Origin of the sequence: Streptomyces sp. NPDC001270, from assembly GCF_042896695.1 — a bacterium.
GTDB lineage: Bacteria > Actinomycetota > Actinomycetes > Streptomycetales > Streptomycetaceae > Streptomyces.
Map to the genome: position 1 here is coordinate 197,868 of NZ_JBIAXM010000006.1, position 14,865 is coordinate 212,732.

At 73.0% G+C, this 14,865-nt stretch carries 13 protein-coding genes and 1 riboswitch; of the genes, 7 read left to right on the plus strand and 6 right to left on the minus strand.

The annotated features are described in order from the left end of the window. Positions 1-203 precede the first annotated feature (203 nt). Positions 204-1,487: a threonine synthase gene (gene thrC / locus ACFY2B_RS12735; protein ID WP_390763143.1), complete on the minus strand. Its 1,284-nt coding sequence runs from the start codon at positions 1,485-1,487 to the stop codon at positions 204-206. 18 nt (positions 1,488-1,505) lie between these two features. After that, positions 1,506-1,670, minus strand: a riboswitch (SAM riboswitch). A 158-nt stretch (positions 1,671-1,828) separates the two neighbouring features. On the opposite strand from thrC, the gene ACFY2B_RS12740 reads away from it, so the two are divergent. Both ACFY2B_RS12740 and ACFY2B_RS12745 read left to right on the plus strand, forming a co-directional pair. Beyond that, on the plus strand, positions 1,829-2,776 hold the full coding sequence (locus tag ACFY2B_RS12740; protein ID WP_390763144.1) for a glucosyl-3-phosphoglycerate synthase: 948 nt from the start codon (positions 1,829-1,831) through the stop codon (positions 2,774-2,776). A gap of 83 nt (positions 2,777-2,859) precedes the next feature. Then, entirely contained in the window at positions 2,860-4,338 is a 1,479-nt protein-coding gene (locus ACFY2B_RS12745) for a trehalose-6-phosphate synthase (protein WP_390763145.1), read from the plus strand. A gap of 368 nt (positions 4,339-4,706) precedes the next feature. On the opposite strand, the gene otsB is transcribed toward ACFY2B_RS12745, so the two are convergent. Then, a complete protein-coding gene (gene otsB / locus ACFY2B_RS12750) occupies positions 4,707-5,588 on the minus strand; it encodes a trehalose-phosphatase (protein WP_390763146.1) in 882 nt (293 codons plus the stop codon). Between the two features lie 121 nt (positions 5,589-5,709). Further along, positions 5,710-5,952, minus strand: coding sequence for a DUF3263 domain-containing protein (locus ACFY2B_RS12755; protein ID WP_390763147.1), 243 nt, complete (start codon positions 5,950-5,952; stop codon positions 5,710-5,712). A gap of 99 nt (positions 5,953-6,051) precedes the next feature. On the opposite strand from ACFY2B_RS12755, the gene ACFY2B_RS12760 reads away from it, so the two are divergent. The 3 genes from ACFY2B_RS12760 to ACFY2B_RS12770 all read left to right on the plus strand — a co-directional run bounded on the left by ACFY2B_RS12760 (position 6,052) and on the right by ACFY2B_RS12770 (position 9,259). Continuing rightward, the gene (locus tag ACFY2B_RS12760; RefSeq protein WP_390763148.1) at positions 6,052-7,020 is read left to right on the plus strand and encodes an ROK family protein; all 969 of its coding nucleotides are present in this window, start codon (positions 6,052-6,054) and stop codon (positions 7,018-7,020) included. Next, complete coding sequence (gene nagA / locus ACFY2B_RS12765) at positions 7,020-8,162, plus strand: N-acetylglucosamine-6-phosphate deacetylase (RefSeq protein WP_390763149.1); 1,143 nt, start codon at positions 7,020-7,022, stop codon at positions 8,160-8,162. The genes ACFY2B_RS12760 and nagA overlap by 1 nt, the downstream gene beginning before the upstream one ends. A gap of 176 nt (positions 8,163-8,338) precedes the next feature. Next, the gene (locus ACFY2B_RS12770) at positions 8,339-9,259 is read left to right on the plus strand and encodes a 1-phosphofructokinase family hexose kinase (RefSeq protein WP_390763150.1); all 921 of its coding nucleotides are present in this window, start codon (positions 8,339-8,341) and stop codon (positions 9,257-9,259) included. A 283-nt stretch (positions 9,260-9,542) separates the two neighbouring features. Here the strand turns inward: ACFY2B_RS12770 and ACFY2B_RS12775 are convergent, their stop codons facing one another. Then, the gene (locus ACFY2B_RS12775; RefSeq protein WP_390763151.1) at positions 9,543-10,505 is read right to left on the minus strand and encodes a CBM35 domain-containing protein; all 963 of its coding nucleotides are present in this window, start codon (positions 10,503-10,505) and stop codon (positions 9,543-9,545) included. 129 nt (positions 10,506-10,634) lie between these two features. Beyond that, complete coding sequence (cdgB, locus tag ACFY2B_RS12780; RefSeq protein WP_390763152.1) at positions 10,635-12,287, minus strand: diguanylate cyclase CdgB; 1,653 nt, start codon at positions 12,285-12,287, stop codon at positions 10,635-10,637. 271 nt (positions 12,288-12,558) lie between these two features. Here cdgB and ACFY2B_RS12785 point away from each other — a divergent pair, with 271 nt between their 5' ends. After that, entirely contained in the window at positions 12,559-13,131 is a 573-nt protein-coding gene (locus tag ACFY2B_RS12785) for a flavin reductase family protein (protein ID WP_390763153.1), read from the plus strand. 237 nt (positions 13,132-13,368) lie between these two features. Continuing rightward, positions 13,369-13,836, plus strand: coding sequence for a GNAT family N-acetyltransferase (locus tag ACFY2B_RS12790; protein ID WP_390763154.1), 468 nt, complete (start codon positions 13,369-13,371; stop codon positions 13,834-13,836). A gap of 23 nt (positions 13,837-13,859) precedes the next feature. Here the strand turns inward: ACFY2B_RS12790 and ACFY2B_RS12795 are convergent, their stop codons facing one another. Continuing rightward, positions 13,860-14,762 carry a sigma-70 family RNA polymerase sigma factor gene (locus tag ACFY2B_RS12795; RefSeq protein ID WP_390763155.1) on the minus strand — a complete coding sequence of 301 codons (903 nt, stop codon included), beginning with the start codon at positions 14,760-14,762 and terminating at the stop codon, positions 13,860-13,862. Between the last annotated feature and the right edge of the window lie 103 nt (positions 14,763-14,865).

Here is a 14,865-nt window from a genome sequence, read left to right on the forward strand (position 1 = left end):
GGTGTGACCTCCGGTCGGGTGCACAGGTGGTACGGCGGGGAAGGGGAGTGACGGGCTCCGCCGGCCCGCGGCACGCATACGACCTCGGATGCGGCCTCGGACGGCGTCTCGGACACGGGCTCGGTCAGGACCGGCCGGCGGCACGCCGCCAGTCATGCGGAACCGCCGGTCATGCGGAACCGCCAGTCATGCGGAACCGCCGGTCATACGAGGCCGGCCGCTCGGAAGGAGTCCAGGTTCGGACGGATGGTGGCGGTCAGGCCGGTGCCGGCCACCGCGTCGAGGGTCTTGAGGCCGTCGCCGGTGTTGAGGACGACCGTGGTGAGCGCGGGGTCGAGGACACCGTTCTCGATCAGCTTCTTCGTCACGCCCACGGTCACCCCGCCGGCCGTCTCCGCGAAGATGCCCTCGGTCTGCGCCAGCAGCTTGATCGCGTCGACGATCTGCTCGTCCGTGACGTCCTCCACGGCGCCGCCGGTGCGGCGGGCGATGTCGAGGACGTAGGGGCCGTCGGCCGGGTTGCCGATCGCCAGGGACTTGGCGATGGTGTTCGGCTTCTGCGGCCGGACCACCTCGTGTCCGGCCTTGAACGCGGCCGACACCGGCGAGCAGCCCTCGGCCTGCGCGCCGAAGATCTTGTAGGGCCGGTCCTCGACGAGGCCCAGCGCGATCAGCTCCTTCAGCCCCTTGTCGATCTTGGTGAGCTGGGAGCCGGAGGCGATCGGGACGACGATCTGGTCGGGCAGCCGCCAGCCGAGCTGCTCGCAGATCTCGTACGCCAGGGTCTTGGAGCCCTCCGCGTAGTACGGCCGCAGGTTGACGTTGACGAAGCCCCAGCCCTCGCCGGCCGGGTCGCCGATCAGCTCGGAGCAGAAACGGTTCACGTCGTCGTAGGTGCCCTCGATGCCGACGAGGTCACCGCCGTAGACCGCGGCCATGACGACCTTGCCCTGCTCCAGGTCGTGCGGGATGAACACGCAGGAACGCAGGCCCGCGCGGGCGGCGGCGGCGCCGACGGCTCCGGCCAGGTTGCCGGTCGAGGAGCAGGAGAGGGTGGTGAAGCCGAAGGCGCGCGCCGCCTCCAGCGCCTGGGCGACCACCCGGTCCTTGAAGGAGTGCGTCGGGTTGCCGGAGTCGTCCTTGACGTACAGGCCGCCGGTGACGCCCAGCTCGCGGGCCAGGTTGTCGGCCTGGACCAGCTTGGTCCAGCCGGGGTTCAGATTGGGCTTCCCGGCCACGTCCGCGGGGACGGGCAGCAGCGGCGCGTAGCGCCAGATGTTCGCGGGTCCCGCCTCGATCGTGCGGCGCAGCTCCTCGGTGTCGTAGGCCGAGTAGTCGTACGCGATCTCCAGCGGGCCGAAACACTCCTCGCAGGCGAACACCGGGCCGAGCGGTACCCGGTGACCGCACTCGCGGCAGCTCAGGGCAGCGGCGGGGCCGAGGTCGACGGTCGGGTTCGTGGTGCTTGCAACGGTCTGCACAGCCATGTGAGGCGAGGCCCTTTCTCCTCATCTTCCCCACGACGCATCTCGCCGTGAGACGGAATTGGCACCTTCCCAAGCCGGGAGCCTCGCGAGAACGATCGGATTGCGCTGCGATCAGTACGAGTACCGACTGGAGGGTTGCCGGGGCTTCATCGGGCCGTATCCCTCTGCCCCTCTGGATGAGCTGTATGCGGTTGTGTACACCGATGACCCCCGACATGCGATGGTCATCCGCGTTGTTCAAGACTGTAACCGAAGGCCAGGACAGTTGAGATAGTCGTCCGAACCGCGAGATGGGTCACACACGCACCCGGTGTGATCACGACAGTGAGGAGCCGCCGACCGTGCTGGAAGAAGTGGAACGCTGGCTGGCCACCCGCTCCTGGTCCGTGACCGATCGACCGCTGCACAAGATACTCGCCGCGAAACAGCGCACCGGCCTGTCGGTCTCCGTGGTCCTGCCCGCGCTCGACGAGGAGGCGACGGTCGGCGCCATCGTCGCCGCCGTCCGGCACGACCTCATGCTGCGGGAGGTGCCGCTGGTCGACGAGATCGTCGTCGTCGACTCGGGGTCCACCGACCGCACCTCCGAGGTGGCCGCCGCGGCGGGCGCCCGGGTGGTGCACCGCGACGACATCCTGCCCCGGCTGCCCGCCGTCCCCGGCAAGGGCGAGGTGCTGTGGCGCTCGCTGCTGGTCACCAGCGGGGACATCGTCTGCTTCGTCGACGCCGACCTGCGGAACTTCTCCTCCGACTTCGTCACCGGGATCGTCGGCCCGCTGCTCACCGAGCCGGACGTCGACCTGGTCAAGGCCATGTACGACCGCCCGCTGGCCGGCGCGGCCGGGCAGGGCGGCCGGGTCACCGAGCTGATGGCCCGCCCGCTGCTCAACATGCACTGGCCGCAGCTGGCCGGTTTCGTGCAGCCGCTCGGCGGCGAGTACGCGGCCCGCCGCTCGCTGCTGGAACAGCTGCCGTTCCCGGTCGGGTACGGCGTCGAGCTGGGCATGCTGGTCGACGCCCTGCACCTGGTGGGCCTGGACGCGCTCGCCCAGGTCGACGTGGGCGTGCGCAAGCACCGGCACCAGGACGGGCAGGCGCTCGGCCGGATGGCCGCGGCGATCTACCGCACCGCGCAGCTGCGGCTGGCCCGCGGACACCTGGTACGGCCCCGCCTCACCCAGTTCGAGCGGGGCGAGGACGGTTTCGAGCCGCACACCCACGCGGTGGACACCGAGGAACGGCCGCCCATGGTGGAGATCGCCGAGTACGCGCGGCGCCAGGTCGCGTGAGCGGGAAAAACTCACCGTATACGATCGCTGACTGGCCGCAACCGTACGTTTGAGCGTTTCCGGGCCGGGCTAGGTTGAGGCGTATGGCTTCCACGCAGGGTGCTGCCCAGGTGCTGGTCGCGTCCAACCGCGGCCCGGTCTCGTACGGCGTCCGGGAGGACGGCTCGCTGGCCGCCAGGCGGGGCGGCGGCGGGCTGGTCTCCGGGCTGTCGGCGATCGGGCCCGAGGCGGGCGCGCTGTGGGTGTGCTCGGCGCTGTCCGACGGCGACCGGGAGGCGGTGCGGCGCGGTGTGGGCGAGGACGGCGTGCGGATGCTCGCGGTCCCGGCCGACGTGCACGCGGACGCGTACAACGGCATCGCGAACTCGGTCCTCTGGTTCGTCCACCACATGCTGTACCAGACACCGCTGGAGCCCGTCTTCGACGCGGAGTTCCGCCGTCAGTGGGCGTCGTACGAGACCTACAACCGGATGTTCGCCGAGGCGCTGGCCGAGGAGGCGGCCGAGGGCGCCGCGGTGCTGGTGCAGGACTACCACCTGTGCCTGGTGCCGGGCATGCTGCGCGAGAAGCGGCCGGACCTCAGGATCGGGCACTTCTCACACACGCCGTGGGCGCCCGCGGAGTACTTCCGGATGCTGCCGGACGACATCAGGTCACAGCTGGTGCGGGGGATGCTGGGCGCGGACCGGCTCGGCTTCCTGACCTGGCGCTGGGCGCGGGCGTTCATGGAGTGCGCGCAGGCGGCGGACCCCGGTGTGCGGCGGTTCGGGGCGTCCGGGGCCGGGGCGGAGGCGGAGGCGGGGCCGCGGGGTCTTGAGCATCCGGCCGGCGCCCAGGTGTCCGCCCGCAGGACCGTCGTCGACGTGCACGGCCTAGGCGCCGACCCCGAATTCCTCCGCGCCCGTTCGCACGAGGCGGACGTCGAGGAGCGGATGGCCGCCCTGCGCGCGGAGATCGGCGCGGGACGCCGGACGATCGTGCGGGTGGACCGCACCGAGCTGTCGAAGAACATCGTGCGCGGGCTGCTGGCGTACCGGCAGCTCCTCGACGACCACCCCGACTGGCGCGAGCGGGTCGTGCACGTCGCCTTCGCCTACCCCTCCCGGCAGGACCTCGCCGTCTACCGGGACTACACGGCCGAGGTGCGACGGCTCGCCGAGGAGATCAACTCCCGCTACGGCACGCCGGGCTGGACCCCGGTCGTGCTGCACGTCAAGGACGACTTCGCCCGCTCGCTGGCCGCCTACCGGCTCGCCGACGTGGCCCTGGTCAACCCCATCCGGGACGGCATGAACCTGGTCGCGAAGGAGGTGCCGGTCGTCTCCGACAAGGGCTGCGCGCTGGTGCTCTCCCGGGAGGCCGGGGCGTACGAGGAGCTGGGCGAGGACGCGCTCGCCGTCAACCCGTACGACATCGGGGACACGGCGGACGCCCTGCACCGGGCGCTCAGCCTGCCGGCGGACGAGCGGGCGGAACGGACGAAGCGGTTGGCTGCCGCGGCGGTGGCGTTGCCGCCCGGCCGGTGGTTCCTGGACCAGCTGGAGGGCCTGCGGGCCGGCTGAGCGGGGTGCTGCGCCGGCTGGGGCGGTGTGCTGCGCCGGCTGAGGCGGGGGTGTCGTCGTTCTCCGGCTGCGGCCGGGAGGTGGCTGGTCGCGCAGTTCCCCGCGCCCCTCAAAAGGGGCGCTGCCACCGGCCCAGTGGGGCCCGAACCCACACCCCACCCACGGCCGCGGGCGTCCCCGTACTCCGGCTGCGGCCAAGACGTGGCTGGTCGCGCAGTTCCCCGCGCCCCTCAAAAGGGGCGCTGCCACCGGCCCAGTGGGGCCCGAACCCACACCCCACCCACGGCCGCGGGCGTCCCCGTACCCCGGCTGCGGCCAAGACGTGGCTGGTCGCGCAGTTCCCCGCGCCCCTTGGAACGGGCGGGCGGTCAGGGTAGGTGTGTGGACAGGGTTCTCAGGAGTTGTACGACGCCCGCCGGGCCGTCCACCACCAGGTCGGCGCGTTCGGCGAGTTCCGTCACCTCGGTGCTGCCGCTGCACACCAGCAGGCCGGGTACGCCGTCCGAGCGGAGTTTGTCGACGGCCGCGAAGGCCGGCAGGTCGCCGAGGTCGTCGCCGCCGTACAGCACGGACCGGGCGCCGATCTCGCGGACGTACTCCAGCAGGGCGACGCCCTTGTCCATGCCGGGCGGGCGGAGTTCGAGGACCAGACGGCCGGGTTCGACGATCAGGCCGTGCCGGGCGGCAAGTTCGGCGAGCGGGCCGCGCAGGGCCTCGAACGCGGCCTGCGGGTCCTCGGCGCGCCGGGTGTGCACGGCGACGGCCCGCCCCTTCTCCTCGATCCAGGTGCCCCGCCAGGCGCCGATCCGGTCGAGGAAGCCGGGCAGTTCGGCGCGGACGGCGGCGACGCCGGGGTGCGGGGCGGGGGCGCTGACGGTGCCGCTGACCGCGTCCCAGCGTTCGGCGCCGTAGTGGCCGAGCACGACGAGGTGTTCCAGCCCTGGTACGCCCGCGAAGCCGCCGTGCCGGACCGCCACTCCGGCGGGGCGTCCGGTGACCACCGCGACGGCGGCCACCTTCGGGGCGAGGCCGGCGAGCGCGGGCACGGCGTCCGGGTGGGCGCGGGCCTGCTCGGGGTCGGCGACGATCGGCGCGAGCGTCCCGTCGAAGTCGAGCCCGATCACCGCGGTGCGCGGCCGGGCGAGCAGAGCCGCGAGCCCGTCCCGCCCCGCCCGGGTCACGGGCGTGGGGAGCGCGTCCCGGGGGTCGGTCGAGTCCGTCGAGTCCGTCGAATCCGTTCGGTTGCCCATACGGCGTACCTATCCCGGGAAGGCGGTGCGCACGCATGCCCGGCGGGGGCGGTCCGGATGCGACGCGCGCACGGGGGCGGTCCGGACGCGCCCGTGTCCGCGGGAGCGCGCGGGGCGGGCCTCAGCGCTGGGTGCGGCGCGTCTCGCGGACCCGGCGCAGCCGGTTGACCGTGACCGGGTCGTGGGCGAGGGCGCGGGCGTCGTCCAGCAGGGCGTTCAGGAGCTGGTAGTAGCGGACCGGGGCCAGGCCCAGTTCCTCGCGTATCGCCCGCTCCTTGGCGCCGGGTCCCGGAAAGCCCCGGCGTTCCAACGCGAGGATGGCCGCTTCGCGTCGGCCCAGTTCGTGGCGGTCGTCCGGTTCCATGGGGGAACGGTAGCGCCGGGCACCGACACCGGCCCGGTCCCAGGGCCCGCACCGGTGGACATCGAAAGGTCTGGACCGCGTAAGTGGACTAGACCTCTTATGGGTCCGCGGTCCACACTGTTCCCCGTGAGACATGTCATCGCCCTCGACGTGGGCGGCACCGGGATGAAGGCCGCCCTGGTCGGGGACGGCGGCGAACTGCTGCACCAGGACCGCCGCGCGACCGGCCGGGACCGCGGGCCCGAAGCGGTGGTCGCGGGCATCCTCGACTTCGCCGAGGAACTGCGCGCGCAGGGCGTCGGGCGGTTCGGGGAGCCCGCGGTCGCGGCGGGCATCGCGGTCCCGGGCATCGTCGACGAGACGGACGGCGTCGCCGTCTACTCGGCCAACCTGGGCTGGCGCGACGTACCGCTGCGCGACCTGCTCGCGGCCCGGCTCGGCGTCCCGGTCGCGCTCGGCCACGACGTGCGCACCGGCGGCCTCGCCGAGGGCCGGATCGGCGCCGGCCGGGGCGCGGACCGCTTCCTGTTCGTGCCGCTGGGCACCGGCATCGCGGGCGCCATCGGCATCGACGGCCGGGTGGAGGCGGGCGCGCACGGCTTCGCCGGCGAGATCGGCCACATCGTCGTACGGCCCGGCGGCGCCCCGTGTCCCTGCGGGCAGCGCGGCTGCCTGGAGCGGTACGCCTCCGCGGCGGCCGTGAGCGACGCCTGGGCGGCGGCCGGCGGCGGGCCCGGCGCGGACGCCGCCGACTGCGCGAAGGCCGTCGTGTCCGGCCATCCGGACGCCGTACGGATCTGGCAGGAGGCGGTGGGCGCGCTGGCCGACGGGCTGGTCACCGCGCTCACCCTGCTGGACCCGGGCACGCTGATCATCGGTGGCGGGCTCGCCGAAGCCGGGGAAACGTTGTTCTCGCCGCTGCGGGACGCCGTCCGGCGCCGCGTCACCTTCCAGAAAGTCCCGTCGCTCGTCCCCGCCGCACTCGGCGACACCGCCGGCTGCCTCGGCGCGGGACTCCTCGCCCGGGATCTCCTCGAAACCGCTGACCCCACGGAGGTAACCGCCTGATGGCCCCCAGTACCGTTCTTGCCGGTGCCCGGGTGGTGCTGCCCACCGGGATCGTGACCGACGGCCGCGTGGCCGTCGAGGGTACCCGGATCGCGGCTGCCTCCCCCGCGGACGCCGAAGTGATCGACGTACGGGGCCACTGGGTGGTGCCCGGCTTCGTCGACCTCCACAACCACGGCGGCGGGGGCGCCGCGTTCTCGGGCACCGCCGACGAGATCCTGACGGCCGTGCGCACCCACCGGCTGCACGGCAGCACCACGCTGGTCGCCTCCACCGTCACCGACGACATGGACTTCCTGGTCAAGCAGGCCGGACTGCTGGCCGAACTGGCCGAGCAGGGCGACATCGCCGGGATCCACTTCGAGGGCCCGTTCATCTCGCCGTGCCGCAAGGGCGCGCACGCCGAGGAACTGCTGCGCGACCCGGACCCGGCCGAGGTGCTGCGACTGGTCGAGGCGGGCCGCGGCTGGACCCGGATGATCACCCTGGCCGCCGAACTGCCGGGCGGCATCGACTCCGTCCGGCTGCTGGCGGAGCAGGGCGTGATCGCCGCCATCGGCCACACGGACGCGACGTACGAGCAGACGAAGGAGGCGATCGACGCGGGCGCGACGGTCGCCACCCACCTGTTCAACGCGATGCCGCCGCTCGGCCACCGCTCGCCCGGCCCGGTCGCCGCGCTGCTGGAGGACGAACGGGTCACGGTCGAGCTGATCAACGACGGCACCCATCTGCACCCGGCCGCGCTGGAGCTGGCGTTCCGGCACGCGGGCGCCGGGCGGGTCGCGTTCATCACCGACGCGATGGACGCGGCCGGGACCGGCGACGGCCGCTACATGCTCGGCCCGCTGGAGGTCGAGGTCAGCGAAGGGGTGGCCCGGCTGGTGCAGGGCGGCTCCATCGCGGGCTCGACCCTGACCCTGGACCGCGCCTTCAAGCGGGCGGTGACGGTCGACCGGCTGCCGGTCGAGGACGTGGTGACGGCGCTGTCCGCGAACCCGGCCCGGCTGCTGGGCCTGGCCGACCGGGTGGGTTCCCTGGAGCCCGGCAAGGACGCCGACCTCGTCCTGCTCGACGACAGCTTCGACCTCAAGGGCGTGATGCGGCGGGGCGAGTGGGTGGTCGATCCCCAACTGCCCTGATCCGTCCCCACGCCGGGGCGTCGGCGAGGTGTCCGGGACCGTCCGCGGTCTGGGCCCCTCGCCGTCTGTTTGGCATGATCGTGACGAGACGCACGGCACAGGTCAGCACGCCACAGATCTGCACGCCACAGATCTGCACGCCACAGGTCAGCACGGCGCGAGGGAGGTCGGCCCAGGTGATCCTCACGGTCACGCTCAACACCGCTCTCGACCTCACCTATCGCGTGCGCTCGCTGCGGCCGCACGCGACGCACCGGGTGTCCGCGGTCGCCGAGCGGCCGGGCGGCAAGGGCGTGAACGTGGCCCGGGTGCTCGCGGCCCTCGGGCACGAGGTGACGGTCACCGGGTTCGCCGGCGGCGGCACCGGCCGGGAGATCCGCGAACGGCTCGCCGACACCCCGGGCGTGCTGGACGCGCTGGTCCCGATCGCGGGCGCGACCCGGCGCACGATCGCCGTGGTCGACGAGCGCAGCGGCGACACGACCCAGCTGAACGAGCCGGGGCCGCAGGTCACCGCCATCGAGTGGGCCGCGTTCCAGGAGGCGTACGCGGGTCTGCTCGGGCCGGCCTCGGCGGTGGCGCTGTGCGGCAGCCTGCCGCCCGGGGTACCGGTCGGGGCCTACGCGGGCCTCATACGGGCCGCCCGGTCGGCCGGCGTCCCGGTGCTGCTCGACACCAGCGGGGAGCCGCTGCGGCGCGGGGTGGCGGCCCGCCCGGACATCGCCAAGCCCAACGCCGAGGAACTGGCCGAACTCACCGGATTCCACGAGCCGTTGCGCGCGGCCCGGGACGCCAGGCGGCGCGGCGCCCACGCGGTGGTCGCCTCCCTCGGCCCGGACGGTCTGCTCGCCCACACCGCGGACGGCCACTGGCGGGCCGCCCCGCCCGCCACCGTGACCGGCAATCCCACCGGCGCCGGCGACTCGGCGGTGGCGGGCCTGCTGTCGGGCCTGGTGGAGGACCTCGCCTGGCCGGACCGGCTGGCCCGCGCGGTCGCCCTGTCGGCGGCGACGGTGGCGGCACCGGTGGCGGGGGAGTTCGACCGGGCGGCCTATGAGGAGCTGCTGTCCCGGACCGACGTCAGCGTGTCGGCTTGAGGTCCGGGGAAACAGCGAGGGCCGTGTGAGGCCGCTTGCGCGGACCCGTACGGCCCTTGGCGTCCGACGTTGTCGGCCCGGTGGAAAGCCCCGAGGTGAACGCACCCGTGTGCGACGTATCGCTCGGTCCACCGATGTGCGGGGTCACCCAGGTGTTGCCCGACGGCCCGCTACGGCGATCATCCTGAAATGACCACCCAGAAATGACCACCCTGAAATGACCACGCCGTAAATCACTGCCCGTCACATCCGTTTACCGGCCGGGCATTTACCGATCGGGCATTTACCAGCCGGGCTTCTGCCCCTCCTGGAGCAACGCCAACTGGTCCAGATTGAAATGGCAGGCGTCTCCCTGACCGCAGGTGACAGCCACCGTATTCGTCCCCTTGTCGAGCTGGACGGAGACGTAGGAGCGGTACCAGGCGTTCCAGTCGCCTTCTTTGCCGTAGTTCTGCAGATCCGGCTTGTAGCTCAGCGCCTTGCCGTTCACCACGGTCGTCGCACTCGCCGCGTCCTTCTCGGCGTTGGCGTACCGCATCCACAGGTCGTACGTGCCGGCCTTGGGCACGTCGACCTTCCAGGTCACCGAGGCCCCGGGCTGCGTCATCTGGTCGACGTACTTGCCGCCGGCGGCCCGGGCACCGGAGTACTCGGTGCCGACCTGGGCGCCGCCCCCGAGCGGCAAAGCCGCCGCGTCCTGCACGCCCGGCCCGGAGGCAGCGGTCTTCGTGGGACTGGAGGAAGCCGACTCCTGAGAGCCGGCATCGTCCGTCGAGGCAGAGGCCGTGGGCGCGCCGTCGCTCTTGTCGCCGTTCGTGTTGCTGAACATGGCCACGCTGATGCCGATGACCACCGCGGCGACCACCGCGATCGCGCCGATCAGCAGCCCCTTGGTGTTCGGGCCGCGGCCGTTTCGGCCACCGCCGCCGTGCGTGGGCTGCGGGGCGCCCGGCCCGGCACCACCGGGGAAGGTCTCCGGGGCCTGGTAGTGGGCGTTCGACTGGCCGTAGGCGCCCTGCTGCTGCACGGGCACCGTCTGGTCCCCGTAGCCGGCCGGGGGCTGCTGGCCGTAGGGGGCCTGCTGGCCGTACTGGCGCTCCCCCACCGCGCGCACCCTGCTGACCGAGTTCGGGTAGCCGTAGCCACCGGACGGCGGCTGGGCTCCCCTGGCCTGCCCGTCGGCGTACAGATAACCGAACGGGTCGTCGTCCTCGGGCGTGCTCGCGCCGTTGTCGCCGGGCGTCATGCCTAGTACTCCTCAACAGGTGCGGGCGGATGCGGTACGGGTAGTGGAGACGGGTGGTGAACAGCGAGCCTACCCGCTCTCACTGGGCCAAACGGGTGACCTCATGTGCTTCAGCCCACTGACCTGCGCTCATCCGGCTCGCCTGTGTTGTTTGGGACGAGATCGTTTCTCGACGTACATCCGCTCGTCAGCGGATTTCAACACCTCGTCCGCCGTCATGCCGCAATGCGCCCAGCCGATGCCGAAGCTCGCGCCGACCCGCACCGCCCGGCCCTCGGCCCGGATCGGCTGGATGATCTCGTTGCGCAGGCGTACGGCGAGGTCCTGGGCGTCGGCCTTGCCGAGGCCGTCGGCCAGGATGACGAACTCGTCGCCGCCGAGGCGGGCCACCGTGTCGCCGTCGCGGACGCCGCGCGACAGCCGCCGCGCCACCTCGATGAGGACCGCGTCGCCCGCGTTGTGCCCGAACCGGTCGTTGATCGACTTGAAGCCGTCGAGGTCGCAGAAGAGGACCGCGAGGCCCTTGGTGCCGTCGTCGCGGTCGCCCTCGGGTGCGACGACGTGCACGTGGTGGTCGAAGCCGTCGTAGCGAGCCGCGCCGGAGGCGAAGTCGAAGCCGTGACCGTTCACGTCGTAGGCAGGATGGCCGTACGCGGCGTCCAGCGACTCCAGGTCGTCGACGTGCGTGGGGCGGCGGCACAGGCGGGACGCGAGCCGCGCGCGCAGCTCGGCGGAGTTCGGCAGGCCGGTGAGGGAGTCGTGCGAGGCGCGGTGGGCGAGTTGCAGCTCGCGGCGCTTGCGTTCCTCTATGTCCTCAACGTGGGTGAGCAGGAAGCGGGGGCCGTCGGCGGCGTCCGCGACGACGGAGTTGCGCAGCGACACCCAGACGTAGGAGCCGTCCCGGCGGCCCAGCCGCAGCTCCGCCCGGCCGCCCTCGGCGGAGGTGCGCAGCAGTGTGCCGATGTCCTCGGGGTGGACGAGGTCGGAGAAGGAGTAGCGGCGCATCGCGGAGGCGGGGCGGCCCAGCAGCCGGCACAGCGCGTCGTTGGTGCGCAGGATGCGGCCGTGCTGGTCCCCGCCCAGCTCGGCGATCGCCATGCCGGACGGGGCGTACTCGAACGCCTGCCGGAAGCTCTCCTCGCTCGCGCGCAGCGCCTGCTGCTCCCGCTCCAGGCGGACCAGGGCGCGCTGCATGTTCGCCCGCAGCCGGGCGTTGCTGATCGCGATGGCCGCCTGGAACGCGTACATCTGGAGGGCCTCGCGGCCCCAGGCGCCCGGGTGCCGTCCGTTGCGCGGCCGGTCCACGGAGATCACGCCGAGCAGTTCACCGGAGCCGCCGCCCTGCGCGCCGGGCGTGTTCATGGGGGCGAACAGCCGGTCGGCGGGGTGCCACTCGTCCTCGAAGCGGGGCTCGGGCCCGTCGGTGAACCACTGCGGGACGTCGTCGTCGTCGAGGACCCAGCCCTCGGTGTGCGGTATGAACCGCAGGTCGCCCCAGGACTCGCCCATGCGCAGCCGGCGGTCCCAGGACTCCCGGGAGCCGACCCGGCCGGTGATCAGGGCCTCGGCGGCGGCGTTGCCGGAGAAGGCGGCGACCACCAGGTCGCCGTCGGCGCGTACGAGGTTGACGCAGGCCAGTTCGTAGCCGAGGGCGGTGACGGCGCCGTCGGCGACGGTCTGGAGGGTGTCCGCCAGGCTGCGGGCCGTGTTCATGTCGGCCATGGCCTGGTGCAGTTGCCGGAGGGAGGCAAGGCGGACGTAGGGCTCCGACTCGGTCTCCATGCTCGCCCTCCCCCCGAGACCTCGCAGTGAATCAAGGGTTCTGTTCGGCGTTATCTCTTCCGTGGTGCCCTTGCAGCTTCACCGCCACTGAATCACAGTGCGCTGCCCACTCGGTACACAGGGTCAACAATTCATGGCCCTTGTGACTCAAGTCACAGAAGAACATGAACAATCAGGAAGAGTCTCGGCGTTCTTCGTCCCCTGGTCCTAGGACCAGTCTCGGGCGGAGGCCCGATGCGACGGACCCGGAGCGAAGATTAGCGTTTCCGCCGTGCTGAACACTCCTTCGCCGCCCTCCCCCGCCGTCCCCGGGCATGCTGAGGGGGTGAGCAACGACGAGTTCCGGGCCGCCATGTCCCGGCTGGCCGCAGGCGTGGTCCTGGTCACCGCGCAGGAGCCGCCGCTCGCCCCGGACGACCCGACGGCGCCGGCCGGCGAGGACGCCGGAATGACGGCCACGGCCTTCCTGTCCGTGTCGCTGGACCCGCCGCTGGTCATGGTCAGCCTGCGCGAGGGCTCCCGCATGGACGACCTGCTCGCCGAGCAGCCCCTGTGGGCGGTGTCCGTGCTCTCCGAGAGCCAGCGGCACATCGCCGGCCGCTTCGCCATGAAGGGCCGCATCAGTGACCGGCTGCTGTTCGAGGACATCCCCTACGCCCGCGGCGCGGTCTCCGGCGCGCCCCTGGTGCGCGGCGCCCTCGCGACCCTGGAGTGCCGCACCGAACAGGTGGTCCCGGCCGGGGACCACAATCTGGTGATCGGCCGCGTACTGACCGCGGACCTGCCCAGCGCGGACGGGGGGCCGCTGTTGTACTTCCGGGGGCGGTACCGCCGGCTGGGCTGAGGGCCGCGGGCCGGGCGTGCGGGGCGCGGGCCCGGCGTGCGGACCGGGGGCGAAGGCCAGGGTGCGGACCGAGGACCCTGCGTGCGGACCGGGGGCGAAGGCCGGGGTGCCTCGGGGTGCGAGGACCGGGGACGTCCGCGGCGGTGTGGGATTCCCGGTGCCCACGCAGCCGAATCCCCCGGCCCGGCAGGCGAAAATCCCTGGCACGGTGATCGGCAGCGGAATTACGGTGCCCGGATGACGCCCCGCCTGGAAGTGATCACGCCGCGCACCCTCGACGCCGCCCTCGGCATCCGGGTCCGGCCCGACCAGGAGTCCGCCGTGGAGCCCGTCGTGCGCTCCCTCGCCGAGGCGTACGTCCATCCCGCGGGCGTCGCCTGGCCGCGGCTGATCGTGGACGGCGACGACGACCGCCCGGTCGGCTTCCTCATGGCCTTCCTCGGCATCGACTGGCGGGGCGACGGGAGCCTGTTCCGCTCGGGGCTGTGGCGGTTGAACATCGCGGCCGGCGAACAGGGCCGCGGGTACGGCCGTTTCGCGGTCGAGTCCGTCGCCGCCGAGCTGCGCCGCCGCGGCGACGAGCAGCTCCACGTCACCTGGCACCCGGGCCCGGACGGTCCCGAGGAGTTCTACCGGCGACTCGGCTTCCGTACCACCGGTGAGACCAGCGGGGGACAGACGGTCGGGGTGCTCGAACTGACGTAGCGCCACCGGCGGCCCACCGGGCCTCACACCGGTGTGACGGTCAGCCGGGACAGGCGGTCGTCGGGGGCGATGACGATGTCGATGGCCGCGATGCGGTCGTGTACGAAGGTGAAGGCCAGGACCCGCTCCGGCCGGCCGTCCACCAGCATCACCAGACCGGGGGTCCCATCGACCAGGGCCACGTGGGTGAGGTGGGCCAGGTGCGGGAAACGCGTCGCCCCGGCGACGACCCGCTCCGCGCCCGTCGTGACCCCGGCCGCGCTGCGGGCCACCACGTCCGGGTCGAGCACCGCGAGCAGCCCCTCGAAGTCGCCGTCGCGCGTCGCGGCCAGGAACGCCTCCACGACCTTGCGCTGCCGGGCCAGGTCGGCGCCCGGCAGCGGGGCACCCTGCACCCGCCGTCTGGCCCGGCTGGCGAGCTGGCGGGCGGCGGCCGGGGTGCGGCCGAGAACACCGGCGACCTCCTCGAACGGCACCGCGAACAGGTCGTGCAGCACGAACGCCAGGCGTTCGGCGGGCGTGAGGGTTTCGAGGACGACGAGAAGGGCGACGCCGACCGAGTCGGCCAGCAGGGCGTCCTGTTCGGGTCCGGCGTCCGCGACGGCGACCGGCGGGCCGGACTCCAGGGGCTCCTCGGCGCGGGACCTGCGGGAGCGGAGCATGTCCAGGCAGACCCGGCCGACCACGGTCGTCAGCCAGCTGCCCAGGTTCTCCACCCGGCCGGCGTCGGTGCGGCTCAGCCGGAACCACGCCTCCTGCACCGCGTCCTCGGCCTCGGCGGCCGAACCGAGCACGCGGTAGGCGACGGCCCGCAGCCGGGGCCGGTACACCTCGAAGCTCCGGGCCAGCGCCTCGGCCTCACTCGCACCCGCACCGGCGCCGACGCCCGTGCCTTCATGCCCGTGCCCGGTCCGGTGTTCGTTCATCGCTGGCCACACCCTCGTCCGTCGTGGAGACCGCCCCGGCTGTCATGGGGACGGCGTACCTGCCGTCCTGGGGACGACGTACATGGAGGTGACGTACGGCGGG